The organism is Blastococcus sp. SYSU DS0619 (genome assembly GCF_054051035.1).
In genome coordinates this window covers 254,533-273,530 of sequence record NZ_JBJHAM010000001.1, presented here as the reverse complement: position 1 = coordinate 273,530, position 18,998 = coordinate 254,533, and the positions used below count along the sequence as shown (strand labels likewise).

Here is an 18,998-nt window from a genome sequence, read left to right as displayed (position 1 = left end):
GCGGGCCGACGGAAGGAAGACCTGGGTGAAGACCAAGGGCGCGATCCTGTGGGGCGTGGGCGAGGACTGGTCGGTCGAGGAGATCGAGATCGGCGATCCGCGGGAGGGCGAGGTCCAGGTCGAGCTCGCCGCATCGGGCCTGTGCCACAGCGACGAGCACCTGGTCACCGGCGGCACCCCGGTCGCGTTCTACCCGGTGATCGGCGGGCACGAGGGCGCCGGCGTCGTCACCAAGGTGGGGCCGGGGGTCAGCGGGCTCAAGGAGGGCGACCACGTCGTCACCGCGTTCATCCCGGCCTGCGGGCAGTGCCCGCCGTGCTCGCGCGGGCAGCAGAACCTCTGCGACCTGGGCGCCAACCTGCTGGCCGGCACGTCGATCTCCGACGGCAGCTACCGCGTGCAGGCCCGCGGCAAGGACGTCATCCCGATGTGCCTGCTCGGCACGTTCTCCCCGTACATGACCGTGCACCAGGCCTCGGTGGTGAAGATCGAGCCGGACATCCCGCTCGAGGTGGCGGCGCTGGTCGGGTGCGGGGTCACCACCGGCTGGGGTTCGGCCACCAAGGTCGCCGACGTCCGCCCCGGCGAGAACGTCGTGATCATGGGCGTCGGCGGCGTCGGCATGAACGCCGTCCAGGGCGCGGCCGCGGCCGGCGCGAAGCGGGTCATGGTCATCGAGCCGGTGGCGCAGAAGCGGGAGTGGGCGATGGACATGGGCGCGACCCACACCTTCGCGAACATCGAGGAGGCCACCCCGGCGATCAACGAGCTGACCTGGGGCCGGATGGCGGAGAAGACGATCATCACCGTCGGCGACATCCAGGGCGAGGACGTCGCGGCCGCCCTCAGCGTGACCGGCAAGGGCGGCCGCGCCGTCGTCACCGGCATGGGCAACGCCGCCAACGTCGACGTCAAGCTCAGCCTGTTCGAGCTGACCCTGCTGCAGAAGGACCTGCAGGGCGCCATCTTCGGTGGCCTCGCCCCGCGCAACGCCATCCCGGAGCTGCTCTCGCTCTACCAGGAGGGCCAGCTCAAGCTCGACGAGCTGGTGACGACCAAGTACTCCCTCGAGGACGTCAACCAGGGCTACGAGGACATGCGCGACGGCAAGAACATCCGCGGGATGATCGTCTACACCGACGCCGACCGCTGACCCCCGCGGGGCTCGTCCCCCACGGGTCCTGATCCGCGCTGGTCCGTCTCTGCCCACCCTGGGTGGGCAGAGACGGATTGCCCGGAGAACACCCCTCTCGGCGCGCTTCGGACTCTGCCCAGCAGGAGTGGGCAGAGTCCGACCGTCGCGGAGCGACACCTACCGCGGGCGGCGGGCTCGACGCGGGTGCGGCTCAGGCGAGCAGCCTGGTCAGCGCGGGGCCGAGGTCGGTGAGCGACCGGACCGGGGCCACCGACCCGCCGCCGCGCGCGGCCAGCGCCCGGGACGCCGTGAGCGCCTCGGCCTCGGGGCCGCCGTCGGGCAGCGGGCAGAGCACGTCGAGCCGGTCGATGCCGGCCAGCGCGGACTCGGCGGCGTCGCCCGCGGTGGCCAGGCAGTCCGACAGCAGCACGACCACCCGCTCGTCGGCGTGCGCCGCCGTGCGCAGCTGCGCCGCCGCCTCCCGCAGGGCGGCGGCGACGTCGGTCGTCCCGTGCCCGCGCAGCCCCACGAGGGCGAGCACCAGGTCCTCGGCGGAGCGGTGCCGACCGTGCTGCTGCAGCACCTCCACCCGGTCGGCGAAGGCCAGCACGCTGGTCTCCAGCCGCTCACCGGCCGCCAGGACGACGCCGGCGGCGGCCACCGCCGCGATCGCCACCCCCAGCCCGCTCATCGAGCCCGACCGGTCGACCACCAGGCACACGGCCCGGCGCGATCCGGTCCACCGCCGGGTCACCGTGTCCTCGGGCGCGGGCGGCCACGGCCCGCTCCAGCGGTCCAGCGTGCGGTCGAGGTCCAGGTCGCCGTCCCCGCCACGGGTCGGTACCAGGCGCCGGGTCCCCCGGACGCGGGCGCTGCCCACCCGGCCGACCTGCACGAACACCCGCGCCGCCAGCCGGCGCGCGGCCGAGCGGAGCTCCCGGTCGGTGGCCAGGGCCAGATCGGCCAGCAGCGCGGCGGCCGCGTCGGGGTCGGCGCCCATCACCGCGGCGAAGGCGTCCTCGTCCAGCTCCCCCACCTCGGGGCTGACCTCGTCGAACGAGGCGTGCCGCAGCTGCAGCTCCCGCCGCGAGGTCTGCCGCGGGCCGCGCCGGCCCGGCCGCTCGCGCGGGGCGCCCCCTGCATCCGGGCCTGCCGCCTCAGGCGGCAGGCCTCCCGCTTTTCCCGGGCCGTCCCCGGCGAGGGCCGGGGGCGCGCCGGGCGACCCGTCGGGCGGAGCGCCGGCGTCGGCCGGCCACACCCGGTCCAGGATCTCGTCGAGGACGCTCTCCGGTGTCCGCTCGACCCCCTCGGTCACCTTGATCCGGCCGGACAGCGCAGCGTGCAGCGCGTCCCGCGCCGCCTCGCGCGCACCGGCGTCGGCCAGACCGCCGATGCCACGCAGGTCGAGCAGGCCGTCGAGCAGCAGGACGAGGTCGATCGCGCCGCGTACCGACGACCCGGTGCGCAGGTCGCGGTGGTCCCGGGTGGCCCGCACCAACCGCACCGCGAGCGCCACCGGCCGGGGCTCCGCGGCGGTGACCGCCTCGACGATCGCCTGCTCGGCGGGCTCGTCCTGGTAGCCGAGGACCACCCGGCACATCCGGTCGGCGATCGCCTGCCCGACCCGCGCGGTGCCGATCGCGTCGAACGGGTTCATGGCCGCGATGAGCCGGAAGCCGCCGGTCGCCCGCACGGTGCCCAGCCGCGGCACGGCGATCTCGCCCTCGGTCAGCACGGTGATGAGGACGTTGAGGGTCTCCTCGGGGATGCGGTTGAGCTCCTCCAGGTAGAGCAGGCCCGAGCCGCGCATGGCGGTGAGCAGCGGGCCGTCGGTGAAGCTGCCCGGCACGTAGCCCTCGGCCATGACCGCGGCCGGGTCGTAGGTGCCGACCAGCCGTGCCGGGGTCAGCTCCGCGTTGCCCTCGACGAAGACGACGTCCTGGCCGGCCTCGCCGGCGATGGCGCGCAGCAGGGTGGACTTGCCCGTCCCCGGCGGCCCCTCGAGGACGACGTGCCGGTTGGTCCGCAGCGCGACGGTGAGCACCTCGCGCTCCCGCCGCAGCCCGATGACCGGGCCGGGCACCGCAGGTCCGACGCGCACCGGGCTCCCCTCGTCGCAGGTCTCAGCGCGCAGTCTGCCCTGACCGGCCGGCCCGGGCGACGGCCGACCGGTCCAGGGCAGCGGCGGTCAGGCGCCGCCCATCATCGTCATGAGGTCGATGGCGTCGGCGGGGGCGGAGATCTCCTCCTCCTCGCCGAACCGGCTGAACGTGATCGTCCCGGCCGAGTCGCCGTCGGTGGTCATCTGCAGCGGGTAGGCCGGGTCGTCGTTGGCGACGAACAGCCTGCTCCCGTCCTCCTGCTCGACGACGACGACGTCCTCGCCGTCGAGCTCGGCCTCGGTCACCTCCTCCTGGACCTCGCTCTCCGGGTTGCGGAGCTGGTCGACGAAGCCGTCGAGGGAGAACTCGTCGAACTCGGCCATCGCCTCGCCGGGCACGACAACCCACTGGTCCTGGAACGTGCCGGCCATGTCCTCGGGCATGCCGAAGGAGGCCCAGAACTCCGGTGGCGCCTGCATGTACACCGAGCCGCCGACGCTCAGCAGCTGGAGCTCGACGCCCGCGGTCGTGATGGTCCCGGTGAGGTCGTCCCCCTGCACGTGCAGGTCGACCTCACCCTCCTCGCCGTTCGAGGTCATCTCGCCGGAGACGCGGAACGAGCCCGCTTCCTCCAGGGCGCCGGCAGCCGCATCGGCCACCTCGGGGCCGGTCGCGCCGTCGAGCGGACCGCCGCCGCCGCAGGCGGTGAGCAGGAGCGCCGCGGCCGCGGCCACGGTGAGCTGGGGGGTGCGCATGGGGGTTCCTCCGGGGGGTGCTCGATCCCGGAACCCAGGCGTCCGGCCGGAGGAATCCTGCGGCCCTGCGGGCCCCGGGACCGGCAGCCGCCCCGCCCGGCGTGTCGGTGGTCAGCGCAGCCGGCGTGGCGCGGGCCGGACCGGCGCGCCGGCGCGGGCCGGGTCCAGCGGGACGGCGCTGCCCAGCACGGCCGGCCCGAGCCGCAGCACCCCGTCGGACAGGGCGGCGCACCGCACCCCGCCGCGCCCCCGCATGCCGCGGTGCGCGCCGGCCGCCAGCACGGTGTCCATCCAGGCGCACGGGTTCGCCGGCCGGCCACCCCGCAGGAGGACGGCCCCCTCGCCGCAGTCGAGGGAGAACTCCACCCCGCGCAGCGCCTCCACCTCGGCCCCGCGCAGCACGACGGTGCGCCGGGCCAGGAGCGGGTCGAACGGCGCGGTACCCAGCTCCGCGGCCAGCGCCTCGAGCGACTCCACCGCCAGCACGGTCACCTGGGCGTCCCGGTGCGCGGGCTTCCCGGCGTAGCGATCCCCCACGACGCCGATCCCGGCCCGGACCTCCAGGCGGTCCCGCCGGTCCGCCGCCTGCTCCGGCACCGCCGTCCCGGGCCGGCCGTCGTACCGGTGCACCGGCGAGGCGAGCAACCCGACGACCTCGACGTCGTAGCGGTGCGGGAAGGCGGGAGCCGCGCTCACCGATCGGCGGTGCGGTGGATCGGGCCCTGCACCTCGGCCAGCCGCTCGCCCGTGCCGCCCCAGCGCCCGGCGATGATCTCGGCGGCGATCGACACCGCCGTCTCCTCCGGGGTGCGGGCGCCCAGGTCCAGCCCGATCGGCGAGGCGAGCCGGCCGAGCTCCTCGGCGGTCAGCCCCGCCTCGGTCAGCCGCGTCATCCGCTCGTCGTGGGTGCGCCGCGAGCCCATCGCGCCCACGTAGGCGACCGGGGCGCGCAGGGCCACCTCGAGCAGCGGGACGTCGAACTTGGGGTCGTGGGTGAGCACGCACAGCACCGTGCGCTCGTCGATCCGTTCCGCGTCGAGCTCGGCCTGCAGGTAGCGGTGCGGCCACTCGACCACCACCTCGTGCGCCTCGGGGAAGCGCTTGGCCGTGGCGAACACCGGACGGGCGTCGCAGACGGTCACCCGGTAGCCGAGGAACGCCCCGACCCGGGCGACGGCGGCGGCGAAGTCGATCGCGCCGAACACGACCATCCGGGCCGCCGGGGCGAAGGAGTTGACGAACAGGGTCAGGTCGTCACCGCGCCGCTCGCCGTCGTGACCCACGTGCAGCAGGGCGGTGCGCCCGGCGGCCAGCATGCCGCGGGCGTCGTCGGCGACCGCGGCGTCCAGCCGCCCGGAGCCCAGCGTCCCCGAGGCCCGGTCGGGCCAGAGCACCAGGCGGCGGCCCAGCCGGTCGTCCGGGCCGGCCACCACGGTGACGACGGCGACCGGCTCGTGCCGCCCCACCGACGCGGCGACCTCGCCCAGCTCCGGGAACGACTCGCGCGAGACCGACTCCACGAAGACGTCGAGGATCCCGCCGCAGGTCAGGCCCACCGCGAAGGCGTCGTCGTCGCTGACGCCGTAGCGGCGCAGCACCGGCTCGCCGGTCTCGACGGCGTCCTTGGCCTCCTCGTAGACCGCGCCCTCGACGCAGCCGCCGGAGACGCTGCCGACCGCCGTCCCGTCCGGGCCGACCAGCATCGAGGCGCCGGCGGGCCGGGGCGCCGAGCGCCAGGTGCCCACCACGGTGCCCACGCCGACGGTCTCACCCGCCTGCCACCAGCCCACCAGGTCGTCCAGGACATCACGCATGCGCTATCACTCCCGACAGCTCCTCGAACGCGGCCATGCTGTGCCCGGCCACGAAGTGGTCCACCGACGGCAGCGCCGCCTGCATCCCGCCGGTGAGGGGCTCGTACCCCGTCCGGCCCTTGTGCGGATTGACCCAGACCACGGCGTGCGACAGCCGCCGCAGCCGGGCCATCTGCTCGCGCAGCAGCCCGGCGTCCCCACGCTCCCAGCCGTCGCTGCAGACGACGACCACCGCCCCGCGCGCGGTGCCGCGCTGGCCCCACCGGTCGAGGAAGGCCTTGAGCACCTCGCCGAGCCGGGTGCCGCCGGACCAGTCCGGAATCGCCTGCCCGCCCGCGGCCAGCGCCCGGTCGGGGTCGCGCAGCCGCAGCTCGCGGGTGACCCGGGTCAGCCGGGTGCCGATCGTGAACACCTCGGTCGACGCCGGCCGGGCCCGCACCGCGACGTGGGCGAACCGCAGCAGCGCGTCCGCGTACGGGGTCATCGACCCGGAGACGTCGATCAGCAGCACGACCCGGCGGGCGCGCGGCCGTGCGCGGCGGTGCACCAGCCGGCTGATCTCCCCGCCGTCGCGCAGCGCCCGCCGCACCGTCCGGGCCGGGTGCACCCCGCCGTGTGCCGCCGGGCGCCGCCGCCGGGCCGGGCGCATCGGCGCGGCGGGCACGAGCAGCGCGAACAGCCGGCGCAGGTGCGCCCGCTCGGCGTCTGTCAGCCCGGCCACGTCCCGGTGCCGCAGCACCTCGTCGGCGCTCGCCCGCGCGGCCAGGTCCGGCGTGTCGGTGTCGTCGTCACCCTCGCCGCTGCCTGCGTCCAGCGGCGCGCTCGCGGCCAGCCGCGGCGGCACCTGTGCGCTCGGCGGGACCGGTCGCGGCCGGCGCCCGGAGAACCAGGCGAGGAAGGCGGCGTCGTAGCGGTCCAGGTCGTCCGGCCCCGAGCACAGCGTCAGCCGCCCGGCCCAGTAGACGGCGGACGGCGCGAGGACGTCGAGGTGGCCCAGCGCGCCGAGCATCGCCTCGACCCGGTCCGGCGAGGCGGCCACGCCGGCGTGCCGCAGCGTGCGGGCGAAGCCCAGCACGGTGTCGACGACGTCGCGCCCTCCCGCCGTCCCCGGACCGTCAGCCACCGAAGAGGGCCTCCGGCGCCAGCGACCGCACCCGCTCGGTGTCCTCCCGGTACTTCAGCACCGCGCCGAGCGTGCGGGCCGCGAGGTCGGGGTCGAGGTCGCGGGCCCCCAGCGTGTGCAGCGCCGTCGCCCAGTCCATGGCCTCGGCGACCCCCGGCGGCTTGAGCAGGTCGAGAGTCCGCAACGTCGACGTCGCCCGGGCCACCTGCCGGGCCAGCTGCTCGGTCACCTGCGGCAGCCGGCGGCGCAGGATCGCCACCTCGCGGTCGAAGTCCGGGTGAGCCAGCCAGTGGTAGAGGCAGCGGCGCTTGAGCGCGTCGTGCACCTCGCGCGTGCGGTTGGAGGTGAGGACGACCAGCGGGGGCGTCTGCGCGCGCACCGTCCCGAGCTCGGGGATGGAGATGGTGAAGTCGCTCAGCACCTCGAGCAGGAACGCCTCGAACTCGTCGTCGGCGCGGTCCACCTCGTCGACGAGCAGCACGCTCGGTGAGTCCTCGAGCGCCTGCAGCAGCGGCCGGGCCAGGAGGAACCGGCGGTCGTAGAGGGAGGCCTCCAGGCTCGCCGGGTCGTCGGCGGCGTGCGCGGCCTCGGCGGCCCGCAGGTGCAGCAACTGGCGGCCGAAGTCCCAGTCGTAGAGCGCCTGGCTGGCCTCGAGCCCCTCGTAGCACTGCAGCCGGTAGAGCGGCCGGCCGGTGATCTGCGCCAGGGCCTGGGCCAGCGCGGTCTTCCCGACGCCGGCCTCCCCCTCCAGGAACAGCGGGCGGTGCATGGCCAGCGCCAGGTAGGCGGCGGTGGCCAGGCCGTCGTCGGGCAGGTAGCCGGTGCCCTCGAGCGCGGCGGACAGCTCGATGGGACTCCCGGGGACCGTGGGCTGGCTCACCCGGCGAGCATCCCACCTGGGCGCTTCCTCCCGCGCGCCCGCCGCCGCCCGGGCGTCGGGCACCATGGCCGCATGCCGACGACGGATGCCGCCCCGACCGACGAGTTCGCCCTCGGCGACGACCTGCGGGCGTTCGTCGACGCCTCGCCCTCCCCCGCCCACGCGGTCGCCGAGCTGGCGCGCCGGCTGCGCGCCGCCGGGTTCACCGAGCTGTCCGAGGCCGACTCCTGGGCACCGGCGCCCGGGGGCCAGCACTTCGTGGTCCGGCACGGCAGCCTGATCGCCTTCCGGATGGGCAGCGGCCCGCTGGCGGAGACCGGCATGCGGCTGGTCGGCGCGCACACCGACTCGCCGACGTTCAAGGTGCGCCCGCGCACCGACGTCCGGCAGTCCGGGTACCGGCTGGTCGGCGTCGAGCCCTACGGCGGCGGCCTCTGGCACACCTGGCTGGACCGCGAGCTGACCGTGGCGGGGCGGCTCGCCCTGCGCGGCGGGACCACCGCCCTGGTCCGGCTGCCCGGCGCGCCGCTGCGGCTGCCGTCCCTGGCCATCCACCTGGACCGCAGCGTCCGCGAGGGGCTGACCCTCGACCCGCAGCAGCACCTCGTGCCGGTGTGGGACCGCGACCTCGGCACCGGCCCCGGGCTCACCGAGGCGCTCGCCGCCGAGGCCGGGGTGGGCGTCGGCGACGTCGTCGGCACCGACCTGGTGCTGGCCGACACCCAGCCGTCGTCACGGGCCGGAGCGGACGGCTCCTGGGTGGCCGCACCCCGGCTGGACGATCTGGCCTGCTGCCACTCCGGGCTGCTGGCACTGCTCGCCGCGCCGGCGGGGCCGCGCACCCAGCTGCTCGTCTGCAACGACCACGAGGAGGTGGGCAGCGGCTCGATGTCCGGTGCCCGCGGCAGCTTCCTCGAGGACGTCGTCCAGCGGCTGGCCGCGGCGACCGACCCGGCGGATGCGCAGGGGGTGCACCGTGCGCTGGCCCGCTCCGTGCTGGTGTCGGCCGACATGGCCCACGCCGTCCACCCGACCCGGGCCGAGCGGCACGAGCCGGCGCACCGGCCGGAGCTGGGCGGCGGGCCCGTGCTGAAGGTGAACGCCAACCAGGCCTACGCCACCGACGCCGCCTCCGGCGGCTGGTTCACCGAGCGCTGCGACGACGCCGGCGTGCCGGTGCAGACGTTCGTCACCCGGGCCGACCTCCCGTGCGGGAGCACGATCGGCCCGCTGACCGCGACCCGGCTGGGCGTCGCGACGGTCGACATCGGGGCGCCGATGCTCGCGATGCACTCGTGCCGCGAGCTGGCGTCGGCCCGGGACGTCCCGCTGATGGTCGGCGCGCTGACCGCCTGCCTGCGCGACTGACCTGCTGCACGCACGACAACGGCGGCCGACCGGAGTCTGGTCTCGGTCGGCCGCCGTGCGTCAGTGCCCCGGCGCGTGCGCCGGGTGTCGATCACATGCGGCGGTTGTCGTCGCCACCCTCGATCTCGACCTCTTCCTTGCGGAGGGTCTCGTTGACCTGGGCCTGCTCGGTGACCGTCTCCTTGTCCAGGCGGACACGCTCCACCGGGACGGCCTCCTTCTCGACGACCGGGCGCTCGCCGTGGAGCACGACCTCGTGCTCCTCCTCGCTGATCGCGGGCCCGTCCATCGCGTTGCCGACGTTGGCGTCGGTGATGGGCTCGCGCTCGAGGCGGACCTCCTCGTGCGAGGTCGGCACGGTCTCGGTGACGTTCTCGGTGACCACGAACTTGCGCAGGCGGGCCCGGCCGGTCTCCTCGGTACGGGTCCCCACGTTGAGGTGCTCCTCGGACCGCGTCATCGCGTTGTCCGTGGTGGGGCCGGAGGTGTCGTGGCCGACGGTGCCGGCGGTGTCGGTCCGGCCGGTGGTGCCGGCCGTGCCCGCCGTCTCGGTGCGACCCGTCGTCTCGGTCGTGCCGGTGCCCATGCCGTAGTACCGGTACAGCTCCTGCTCCTCCTGCGGGGAGAGGTGACCGTCGGTGTCGATCTTGGGCGCGTCCTTGACGCGGTCCTTGCTGACCGGTACGCGAAGGCCGTCGTCGGTCAGGTTCGCGTCACGGATGGGGACGAAGGACTCCTTCGTCCCGAACATGCCGGTCTTCACGGTGACCCACTCGGGCTGACCGGTCTCGTCGTCGAGGTAGACCTCGGAGGCGGACCCGATCTTGCTGCCGGTCTCGTCGTACACGTCCTGGCCGATCACTCGGCTGATGGTCTCGGTGCCGATCATCGTCTTGTCGCTCCTATCCAGGCTCGGGGATCGTTCGTCGCAGAGATGGGTGACCGGGATGATCGCCGCGAAACGACTCGATCGAGATCGGCTGGGCCCCGGGCCCCGGGGCCGCCTTCCTCGAGGCGACCGGATCCGGGGGTGCGCCCCCCTCGGACGAGGACATCGACGCAGGTCACGCGGGGGGTGGGCGGAGCGCCACCGCACCGCCCGTCTCCCGCGCCGGTGGCCGTAGCGCTCGTGACGCTGCGTGGTTCGACACGACCCGGGCGTGTCGTCCGGGAGCGGTCCGGCACATCGGCCGCGCCCCCGCTCGGCGCGTCGCCCGCACGACCCGGGCGGCGGTGCCCAGCATGGAGGGGTGCCTCCCCGTTCGCCGTACGACAACCTGGTCCACCCGCGCACCGTCAAGAAGCCGGCCCCCGAGGTCGAGGCCCTCAAGGACGTCGTCGTCGAGGACCCCAGCAGCGGGTTCGTCGGCGCCGTGGTGCGCTGCGAGAAGGACGTCGTCCACCTCGAGGACCGGTTCGGGCGCGTCCGCGCCTACCCCCTCGGCCCCGGCTTCTGGGTCGACGGCCGGCCGGTCCGGCTCGTGCGGCCGAAGCAGAGCGCGCCCTCGGGCCCGCAGCGCAGCGCCTCGGGGTCGACGTACGTCGCCGGCGCCCGTGCCCGCGTCGCCCGCGAGGGGCGCATCTACGTCGAGGGCAAGCACGACGCCGAGCTGGTCGAGAAGGTCTGGGGCCACGACCTGCGGATCGAGGGCGTCGTCGTCGAGCCGCTGCACGGCGTCGACGACCTGCCCGGGATCGTGCGCGACTTCAAGCCGTCGTCCGGACGCCGGCTCGGCGTGCTCGTCGACCACCTGGTGACCGGCTCCAAGGAGTCCCGGATCGCCGCGCAGATCACCGGCGACCACGCCTTGGTGGTCGGCCACCCGTTCATCGACATCTGGCAGGCGGTCAAGCCGTCCGTCGTCGGGATCAAGGCCTGGCCGACCGTGCCCAAGGGCGAGGACTGGAAGACCGGCGTCTGCAAGCGGCTGGGCTGGGAGGACGACACCGGCTACGTGTGGGCGCAGCGCATCCTCGCCCGGGTGAAGGTCTGGACCGACCTCGAGCCCACCCTGATCGGCCGGGTCGAGGAGCTCATCGACTTCGTCACCACCGACTGATGATCAGGTGACCTGATCGTTCCGGGTCCTGGCTCACCGTCGACAGTGAGCCAGGACCCCGAACGGTGAGCCAGGACGCCTGTCGGCGTCACCCGTCCAGACGGGACACCATCGGCAGCCGGGAGCGGACCGCCAGGCCGGTGACGACGACGGCGAGCAGCGGCACCGCCACGGCCACGCCGCCGAGCAGCAGCCACGGGACGTCGATCAGCGGCCGTGCGCCCGCGCCGAAGTCGGTGCTGGTGAGCGGGTACGCCACCGCGATCCCCGGTCCGGCGCCCACCAGCAGGCCGAGCAGCGCCCCGCCGACGCCGATGACCGCCGCCGATCCCATCGCGATGGACCGGCGGGTACGGGGCGCGGCCCCGATCGCCGCGAGCGTGGCCAGGTCGGGCCGCGCGTCGGCGAGCGCGAGCCCGGTGGCGGTCAGCGTGGCCACGAGCACCAGCACCCCGCCCACGGCGAACAGCAGCAGCCGGCCGATCGCCAGCCCGTCGGACCATCCCCGCTCCACGTACACGTACGCCTGGGCCGTCACGGCGCGCACCGCCTCGCTCAGTCGCTGCTCCGCGGCCGGGCTGACCGGGGCCTGCGGACCGCCGATCACCAGCGACGTCGTCGTCACCGGCACGGGGAGCCGGTCGGCCAGCACGGGGGGCACCACCACCAGCGACGGCACCTGGAGCTCGGCACCGGGCGAGACCGCGATCTCCGTGGCGGGCAGCGCCGCCCGGCCGAGGATCTCGTCCGAGCTGCCGTTCCACGTGGAACCCAGCAGCGTGACCTCCCCCGCCGGATCCACGGCCCCCCCGCCGAACACCACCACCCGCCCCGCCCGCAGGGCCGCGGTCACCTCGTCGCGCCATTGGTCAGGGGTCGCCGCGGCCGCCGTCCCGGCGTCCGCCACCACCACCTCGCCGCCGAAGGTGGGTCGCAGCCAGGCCACGTCCTCGGGGAACCAGTGGCACTCGCCCGGCCCGCCGGTGCAGCCGGCCCGGACCGGCGTCAGCGAGCGGGGCTCGTCCTCGGTGTAGGCGACGGACCCGATCCGGCCGACCGGGGAGCCGGGCAGCTGGTCGGCCACGATCCCCTCGACGGCGGCCCAGCCTTCCTCGCCGGCCTGGAAGAGGGTCACCACGGCCGCACCCATCGGCGCCTGGGCGACGTAGTCGCGGCGGTCCTGCGTGCTGTCGCTCTGGCTGCCGATGGCCATCGCCGTCACCGCGGCGACGGTGGCCATGACGGCGGCGACGGCCGAGGCGGTGCGGGTCCGGTTGCGGGTGGCGTCCCGGACCGCGATCAGCCCCGGGGCCGGCAGCCACCGGGCCAGCGGGGCGAGCAGCCCGACCAGCCACGGCGTCGCCACGACCGCGCCGAGGACGAGCAGCACCGCGCCGGCGGCCACGCCGAACTCGTTCCCCTGCGTGCCGAGCACGGTGAGCACCGCGCCGGCCGCGACGGCGCACAGCCCGAGGACCGGCAGCCGCCAGGAGGTGCGCACCTGACCCCGGCGCCCACCGAGTGCGGGGACGACATCGGTCCGGGCCGCCTGCCGTGCCGGGACGGCGGCGGCGGCGAGGCCCGCGAGCAGCCCGGTGGCGACGACGGCCAGGACGTCGAACGGCGCGACGTCGAACGGGCCGAACCGCACGTCGGCCCGCTCGGCGATCAGCGGGAGCGCCGGCCACGCCAGGCCGATGCCCAGCAGCGCGCCGCCGGCCGCCGCCCCACCGCCGAGCACCATGCCCGACGCCAGCACGGTCCGCCGCAGGTCCGCGGGGCTCCCGCCGGCCGCGGCCAGCAGGGCGAGGTCGCGCCGCTGCCGTCGCAACCCCACGGCGAACGCCGGGCCTGCCAGCAGCACGACCTCGAGCAGGATGCCGACCACGATCAGCGCGAGGACGGCCATCTCGGCGGCATTCGGGCCGCTCGCCGCGGCACCCGACCGGTACTCCTCCTCGGCGGGCGGATCGGCCACCACCGCCCGCGAGACGACGGCGAGGCCCGCGGCATTGAGCTCGCGCACGGCAGACCACTCCAGCTCGCCGGGCACCGAGACGTAGAACTCGCTGCTGGGCGAGCGCAGCAGGTCGGCCGACCCCGGCGCCACCACGAGGAGGTCGTCACGCCCACCGGCGCCCGGAGCCACGAAACCGACGACGGTCAGGGGGACGTCGTCGGCGGTCACCCGGAGCGTGTCCCCCAGCGCGACGCCGGCGCGATCGGCCACCGCGGCGCTCACCGCGACCTCGTCGGTCGTCGCCGGGACGCGCCCCTCGACCACCGCGACGGCGCCGTCCCGGATCGGCCGGCCGAGGTCGTCGGCGAAGGCGATGTCGTCGGCGTAGCCCGCGTCGGTCCGGTAGGCGAGGCGGCCGACGATGCGCTCGGCGACCTCCGCGCCGTCCGGCAGCAGGGCGCGGACCTCGGCGGCGGACCACGGTGGCGCGTCCTCGTCCGGCTCGTAGACCAGCGGCTCGCCGGTGAGCGGATCGGCCTCGATGGGGCTCCGAGCGATCCCCTCGATGCGCGCGTCGGCGGCACCCAGCGTCCACGGCACCGACTCCCCGGGGCTGATCTGCCAGGTGCGCAGCAGCGTGTCGGCACCGACGACGACGAGGACGGGCAGCCCGACCATCACCAGGACGAGGGCGGTGCGGCCACGGTGCCGCCGCGCGTCCCGGCGGGCGATGCGCAGCGCGAGGCGCCAGCGCGTCAGCCAGCCGCTCACCCGACGCCGCCGGCGGGCAGCAGCGACTCTGCCGCCGCGGCCGGCCCGCTCTGGTCGACGACGACGCCGTCCCGCAGGAAGACGACGCGGTCGGCCCACGCGGCGTGCCGGGCCTCGTGGGTGACCAGCACCCCGGCGGCCCCGGCCTCGCAGCGGCCGCGCAGCACCCGCAGCACCTCCTCGCCGGTGGTCGAGTCCAAGGCGCCGGTGGGCTCGTCGGCGAGCAGCAGCCGGCGCGGGCCGACGAGCGCGCGGGCGATGGCCACCCGCTGCTGCTGCCCGCCGGACATCTCGTCGGGGAAGCGCCCGGCCAGCGCGCCCACCCCCACCTCGTCCAGCGCCTCCCGGGCTGCGCGCCGCGCCATCCCGCCCCGGACGCCGTCCAGCTCCAGCGGCAGGGCGACGTTCTCGACGGCCGACAGAGAGGGCAGCAGGTTGAGGGCCTGGAAGACGTAGCCGACGCTGCGGCGGCGGACCGCCGCCACCTGGGCCGGGCCGAGGGTGGCCAGGTCGCGGCCCTCGACGACGACGGCGCCCGTCGTCGGGCTGTCCAGCCCGCCGGCGAGGTGCAGCAGGGTCGACTTGCCCGAACCCGACGGCCCCATGACCGCGACCAGTTCCCCCGGGTGGACGGCGAGGTCCACACCGCGCAGCGCCTGGACGACGACGTCGCCCTGCCGGTGCTCGCGGGTGACCCCGGACAGCCGCAGCACCGCCTCGCTCATCGCCGGCCCCGCTTCCCGGCCGCGACGGTGTCGGCCGCCGGCGCGGGTGGGGCGGCCGCCGGGCTGCGCCGCTCGGCCGCCGCGCGGGCGACCCGCGCCTCGCAGTGGTCGAGCCAGCGGATCTCGGCCTCCGCCCGGAAGACGAGCGAGTCCAGGACCAGGGACCACGCGAGCTCGACGTCGTCGGCCACCCGCGTCTTGAGCCGGGTGAGCTCCTGGAGGCCGGTCATGGTCGCGGTGCGCTGGGTCTGCACCACGTCCAGGACGTCGACCCCCGGCGTGGTGACCGCCAGGGCCAGCTTGATGGCCAGCTCGTCCCGCGGGGCGCCCTTCGGGCTCACCGGGGAGGCGAACCAGCCGCGCAGCTCCGCCTGGCCGACGTCGGTGATCCGGTAGGCGATGCGGCCGTCGGCGTCCGGCGGTCCGTCCTGGGCCACCAGCCCGTCGCGCTCGAGCCGGTCCAGCGTCGAGTAGACCTGCCCGACGTTCAGGGGCCAGGTGGCCCCGGTGGCCGCGTCGAACTCGGCGCGGAGCTGGTAGCCGTGGCTGGGGCCGCGCTCCAGGAGCGCGAGCAGACCGTGTCGGATGGACATGGATACGGAGTATGCATACGCGGTATGCCCCACGCAAGGGACCCGCCGCCGGGCGTCCTTGACAGGCCGCTGCCGACTGAGCCAATGTTCCAATCTCTTGATTCATTGACTGTGTGGAGGTCGACGTGGCCGGTGTACCGCTCCTGCTGCTGGTGGTCCTGGTCGTCACCGTGGTCGTCGGTGCGGGCCTGGCGCGCCGGTCGCCACCCAGCCGTGAGGAGGCCGTCGCCGCCGCGCGCCGGCACGCCACCCGCACCGCGGCCGCCGCCTACGTCCTCGGCGCCGCCGCGGCCCTCGTCGTCCTCGAGGCCGAGGTCGGCGACACCGCGCCGGGTGGGCAGGGCGTCACCGTCCTGCTCACGCTCCTGACGTTCGGGGTCGTGCACGTCGCCGTCCTGGGGCTCGGCGAGCTGACCTGGCCGCGACCGGCCGGGGACGTGCGCCGGGCCCGGCTGGTGCGGCGGGGGCTGCTCCACACCGCGCCGCGGTGGCTGGTGCGCACCGGCGGGATCGCCGCCGCCCTCGCCGTGGTCACCCTCGCGGGCGGGGCGCTCCTCGCCGCCCCTGACGGCCGCAGCGTCACCTACGCGCCCGACGCCTTCTCCTCCGCCAGGGCGAGCCCCTTCCCCGGGCTCTTCTACGGGCGGCCGGGCGCCATCGGCCTGCTGGCGCTGGCGGCCGTCGCGGCGCTGGCCCTCTGGGTGGTCGCCCAGCGCCCCGCGGTGGCCACCGAGGACGAGCGGATCGAGGACGCCCTGCGCCGCGCCTCCGCGCACCGCGTGCTGCGCATCGCCGCCGGCGTCACCCTGGTCGTCGCCGGGGGTCTGCTGCTCGTGGGCGGGACCGCGCTGCACGGCCTGGGCACGAGCTCGGCCGGTTCCGGCCCGTGGCTCGACACCTGGGCCGCGGTGGCGGCCCTGGCCGGCCTCGCGGCGATGCTCGGGGGCGTGGTCGTCACGTGCTGGCGAGCCCCCGGCGTCCCGGCCGACCGCGTGCCCGCCGCGGCATGAGCCCGCAGCCACCGGCACTCACCGTCGACGTCGGCAGCCCGATCCCGCCCTACGAGCAGATCCGCGGCCAGATCGCCGCGCTCGTGCACGGCGGGGTGCTCGCCGAGGGCGCCCGGCTGCCCACCATGCGGGCGCTCGCCGCCGACCTCGGCGTGGCGGTCGGCACGGTGGCGCGCGCCTACGCGGAGCTCGAGACGGCCGGGCTCGTGGCCAGCCGCCGGCGCACCGGCACGGTCGTCACCGGTGGCGTCCCGGTCCGCGGCGTGCAGGACCGGGTGCGCGCCGCCGCGGAGGCGCTGGCCCGGGCGGCCCGGGAGGACGGCGTGGACGACGCCACCGTGGTCGCCGTCGTCCGCGCCGCCCTCCTGCGGACAGCCACCGGCTGAGGCGCCCGCTGTTGATCAGGTGACCTGATCAACAGGGGTCCTGGCTCACGGTCGACGCTGAGCCAGGACCCCATCAGGTGAGCCAGGACGGCGAGGTCAGCCCGGGATGTAGTTGAACGTGTCCGGGTCCGGGCCGGTGCGCTCGCCGCGGTCCAGGCCGGTCAGCGTGGCCAGGTCTCCGGTCTCCAGCTCGAAGTCGAACAGCGCGAAGTTCTCCGCCATCCGCTCGCGCGAGGACGACTTCGGGAAGACGACGTCGCCGCGCTCGATGTGCCAGCGGAGCACGATCTGCGCGGGCGTCCGGCCGAGCCGCTCGGCGATCGCGACGACCGCCTGGTCGTCGAGCACCTTGCCCTGGGCGATCGGCGACCACGCCTCGGTGACGATCTCGTGCTCGGCGTTGAAGGCCCGGACGTCGTCCTGGGCGAGGAACGGGTGCACCTCGATCTGGTTCACCGCCGGCTTGATCTCGGTCTCGCCGAACAGCCGCCGCAGGTGGTGGGGGTTGAAGTTGGAGACGCCGATCGCCTTGCAGCGACCGCTCGCGTAGATCTCCTCCATGGCCTTCCAGGTCTCGACGTAGTCGACGTCGATCCCTGGCAGCGGCCAGTGGATGAGGAACAGGTCCAGGTAGTCGGAGCCGAGATCGGCCAGCGTCTGGTCGAAGGCGCGCAGGGCGTCGTCGCGGCGGTGGAAGCCGTTGTTCAGCTTGCTGGTCACGAAGATCTCGCCGCGGTCGATGCCGGAGCGCGCGACGGCCTCGCCGACGCCCTTCTCGTTGCCGTACATCTCGGCGGTGTCGATGTGCCGGTAGCCGACCTCGAGCGCCGTCGTGACGACGTCGGCGGTCTTCTCGGGCGGGACCTGGTAGGTCCCGAAACCGAGCTGCGGGATCTGCACGCCGTTGTTCAGGTCGATGGCGGGTACTGCTGAAGCCATGGGCTGGTCCTTCCGGTTCGGGGGTGGGCGCCGCGGACCGCGCGATCGGTCGCGCGCAATCGGGCCCTTCGCCGCCTACCCGGTGGTGCGGTCCTCAACCAATCCTGCGGGGACCCGGCGCTCGCCGATCAGCGCCGTTCCGCCCAGCGCGAGCAGCCCCGCGAGGGCGGCGGCCCCGGCCGGGACGGCGAACGCCGCCTCGGCGCCCCAGGCGTCCACGGCCGCCCCCGCGAGCGCCGAGCCCGCGGTGACCCCGAGGGTGAGGCCGGTGATCGTCCAGGCCAGTGACTCGGTGAGCACACCGGGGGCGACGCGGGACTCGACCAGCGACGTCCCGGACACCAGCACCGGTGCGATGGTGAGCCCGGCGAGGAAGCCGCAGCCGATCAGCACCGGCAGCGAGCCGACACCCCAGAGCAGCTGCGCGGCCAGGCCGAAGGCCACGGCCGTGGCGGCGAAGCGGCTCACCAGCGTCCCCGGCAGCCTCGCCAGGCCGTAGACCAGCCCGGCGAACAGGCTGCCGAGGGCGAACACCGCCAGCACCAGGCCGGACAGGGCGTGCGCACCCTCCTCCTCGGCGAACCCGACGACGACGACGTCGATCGCGCCGAACACGGTGCCGACCGCCATGTAGGTGACGACGACGACCAGCAGTGTCGGGGTGAGCACCGACCGGCGCCGCTTCGGGGCGAAGGGGTCGACCGGGTGCAGCGGCGGCTCGGTGCCGCGCTGGGCGGCCAGCCACCAGCCGCCGGCCACGCCGAGCGCGATCCCGGTGAGGAAGCCGACCGGCGGCGCGATCAGGGTCGCCAGCAGCGTCACCAGCGGCGGGCCCAGCACGAAGACCACCTCGTCGACCACCGCCTCGAACGCGTAGGCGGTCTGCCGGCCGACCGGGTCGAGCACCGCCGACCAGCGCGCCCGCACCAGCGAGCCGATGTTGGGGCTGCTGAGGCCGGTGGCCGCAGCGAGCAGGAACCAGCTCCAGCGCGGCGCCCCGCCCACGACGGCGGCGACGAACGCGGTGCCGGTGAGCAGGGTCGCGGTCAGGGCCACGCGCAGGACCACCCCCTGCCCCCGCAGGTCCATCAGCCGCGCCCACTGCGGACCGGCCACCGCGAACGCCAGCGCCAGGGTGCCCGACACCGCGCCGGCCAGGGCGTAGCTGTCCGACTCGCCCTCCACGAGCAGGACCGCGCCCAGGCCGAGCATCGGCGCCGGGAACCGGCCGAGCCAGGCGGCGAGGGAGAAGGAGGAGGCGCCGGGGACGGTGAACAGCTGGCGGTACGGGCCCAAGAGGGTGCGGGGTGACACGGTTCTTCTCGCGCTTCCTGGCCACAGGCGAGTGCGGGACGTCCTCCGCCGGTCTCTCGGGTG

17 protein-coding genes are annotated in these 18,998 nt (G+C 75.5%); 5 read left to right on the top strand and 12 right to left on the bottom strand.

Going from position 1 to position 18,998, the window contains the following annotated elements; genetic code table 11:
• Positions 1–25 precede the first annotated feature (25 nt).
• Positions 26–1,153, top strand: coding sequence for an NDMA-dependent alcohol dehydrogenase (locus ACI79T_RS01285; RefSeq protein ID WP_456608233.1), 1,128 nt, complete (start codon positions 26–28; stop codon positions 1,151–1,153).
• Between the two features lie 193 nt (positions 1,154–1,346).
• Here ACI79T_RS01285 and ACI79T_RS01280 read toward each other — a convergent pair whose 3' ends face one another.
• The 6 genes from ACI79T_RS01280 to ACI79T_RS01255 all read right to left on the bottom strand — a co-directional run bounded on the left by ACI79T_RS01280 (position 1,347) and on the right by ACI79T_RS01255 (position 7,809).
• Positions 1,347–3,236, bottom strand: a complete 1,890-nt coding sequence (locus ACI79T_RS01280; RefSeq protein ID WP_456608232.1) for an AAA family ATPase — start codon at positions 3,234–3,236, stop codon at positions 1,347–1,349.
• Between the two features lie 87 nt (positions 3,237–3,323).
• Positions 3,324–3,992, bottom strand: a complete 669-nt coding sequence (locus ACI79T_RS01275; protein WP_456608231.1) for a hypothetical protein — start codon at positions 3,990–3,992, stop codon at positions 3,324–3,326.
• 111 nt (positions 3,993–4,103) lie between these two features.
• On the bottom strand, positions 4,104–4,688 hold the full coding sequence (locus ACI79T_RS01270; RefSeq protein ID WP_456608230.1) for an MOSC domain-containing protein: 585 nt from the start codon (positions 4,686–4,688) through the stop codon (positions 4,104–4,106).
• On the bottom strand, positions 4,685–5,806 hold the full coding sequence (locus ACI79T_RS01265) for an XdhC family protein (protein ID WP_456608229.1): 1,122 nt from the start codon (positions 5,804–5,806) through the stop codon (positions 4,685–4,687). Before ACI79T_RS01265 ends, ACI79T_RS01270 begins: the two co-directional genes overlap by 4 nt.
• Complete coding sequence (locus tag ACI79T_RS01260) at positions 5,799–6,929, bottom strand: vWA domain-containing protein (RefSeq protein WP_456608228.1); 1,131 nt, start codon at positions 6,927–6,929, stop codon at positions 5,799–5,801. The genes ACI79T_RS01265 and ACI79T_RS01260 overlap by 8 nt, the downstream gene beginning before the upstream one ends.
• The gene (locus ACI79T_RS01255; RefSeq protein ID WP_456608227.1) at positions 6,922–7,809 is read right to left on the bottom strand and encodes an AAA family ATPase; all 888 of its coding nucleotides are present in this window, start codon (positions 7,807–7,809) and stop codon (positions 6,922–6,924) included. The genes ACI79T_RS01260 and ACI79T_RS01255 overlap by 8 nt, the downstream gene beginning before the upstream one ends.
• Before the next feature lie 72 nt (positions 7,810–7,881).
• Between ACI79T_RS01255 and ACI79T_RS01250 the strand changes: the two genes are divergently transcribed.
• Positions 7,882–9,177: a M18 family aminopeptidase gene (locus ACI79T_RS01250; RefSeq protein ID WP_456608226.1), complete on the top strand. Its 1,296-nt coding sequence runs from the start codon at positions 7,882–7,884 to the stop codon at positions 9,175–9,177.
• A 91-nt stretch (positions 9,178–9,268) separates the two neighbouring features.
• Here the strand turns inward: ACI79T_RS01250 and ACI79T_RS01245 are convergent, their stop codons facing one another.
• Positions 9,269–10,066: a DUF2382 domain-containing protein gene (locus ACI79T_RS01245; RefSeq protein WP_456608225.1), complete on the bottom strand. Its 798-nt coding sequence runs from the start codon at positions 10,064–10,066 to the stop codon at positions 9,269–9,271.
• A gap of 361 nt (positions 10,067–10,427) precedes the next feature.
• On the opposite strand from ACI79T_RS01245, the gene ACI79T_RS01240 reads away from it, so the two are divergent.
• Positions 10,428–11,237 carry a DUF3097 domain-containing protein gene (locus tag ACI79T_RS01240; RefSeq protein ID WP_456608224.1) on the top strand — a complete coding sequence of 270 codons (810 nt, stop codon included), beginning with the start codon at positions 10,428–10,430 and terminating at the stop codon, positions 11,235–11,237.
• Between the two features lie 88 nt (positions 11,238–11,325).
• On the opposite strand, the gene ACI79T_RS01235 is transcribed toward ACI79T_RS01240, so the two are convergent.
• Genes ACI79T_RS01235 through ACI79T_RS01225 form a run of 3 tightly spaced genes read right to left on the bottom strand, consistent with a single transcriptional unit; the run spans position 11,326 to position 15,286 of the window.
• Positions 11,326–13,968 (bottom strand): FtsX-like permease family protein, encoded by a 2,643-nt coding sequence (locus ACI79T_RS01235; protein ID WP_456608223.1) that lies wholly within the window; start codon positions 13,966–13,968, stop codon positions 11,326–11,328.
• The gene (locus tag ACI79T_RS01230; RefSeq protein ID WP_456608222.1) at positions 13,965–14,693 is read right to left on the bottom strand and encodes an ABC transporter ATP-binding protein; all 729 of its coding nucleotides are present in this window, start codon (positions 14,691–14,693) and stop codon (positions 13,965–13,967) included. Before ACI79T_RS01230 ends, ACI79T_RS01235 begins: the two co-directional genes overlap by 4 nt.
• Positions 14,690–15,286 carry a PadR family transcriptional regulator gene (locus tag ACI79T_RS01225; RefSeq protein WP_456608221.1) on the bottom strand — a complete coding sequence of 199 codons (597 nt, stop codon included), beginning with the start codon at positions 15,284–15,286 and terminating at the stop codon, positions 14,690–14,692. Before ACI79T_RS01225 ends, ACI79T_RS01230 begins: the two co-directional genes overlap by 4 nt.
• 125 nt (positions 15,287–15,411) lie before the next feature.
• On the opposite strand from ACI79T_RS01225, the gene ACI79T_RS01220 reads away from it, so the two are divergent.
• Positions 15,412–16,296 carry a hypothetical protein gene (locus ACI79T_RS01220; protein ID WP_456608220.1) on the top strand — a complete coding sequence of 295 codons (885 nt, stop codon included), beginning with the start codon at positions 15,412–15,414 and terminating at the stop codon, positions 16,294–16,296.
• On the top strand, positions 16,293–16,682 hold the full coding sequence (locus ACI79T_RS01215) for a GntR family transcriptional regulator (RefSeq protein ID WP_456608219.1): 390 nt from the start codon (positions 16,293–16,295) through the stop codon (positions 16,680–16,682). The genes ACI79T_RS01220 and ACI79T_RS01215 overlap by 4 nt, the downstream gene beginning before the upstream one ends.
• A 96-nt stretch (positions 16,683–16,778) precedes the next feature.
• Here ACI79T_RS01215 and ACI79T_RS01210 read toward each other — a convergent pair whose 3' ends face one another.
• Together ACI79T_RS01210 and ACI79T_RS01205 are read right to left on the bottom strand one after the other, a co-directional pair.
• Complete coding sequence (locus ACI79T_RS01210; protein ID WP_456608218.1) at positions 16,779–17,621, bottom strand: aldo/keto reductase; 843 nt, start codon at positions 17,619–17,621, stop codon at positions 16,779–16,781.
• A 75-nt stretch (positions 17,622–17,696) separates the two neighbouring features.
• Complete coding sequence (locus tag ACI79T_RS01205) at positions 17,697–18,935, bottom strand: MFS transporter (protein ID WP_456608217.1); 1,239 nt, start codon at positions 18,933–18,935, stop codon at positions 17,697–17,699.
• Positions 18,936–18,998: the final 63 nt, after the last annotated feature.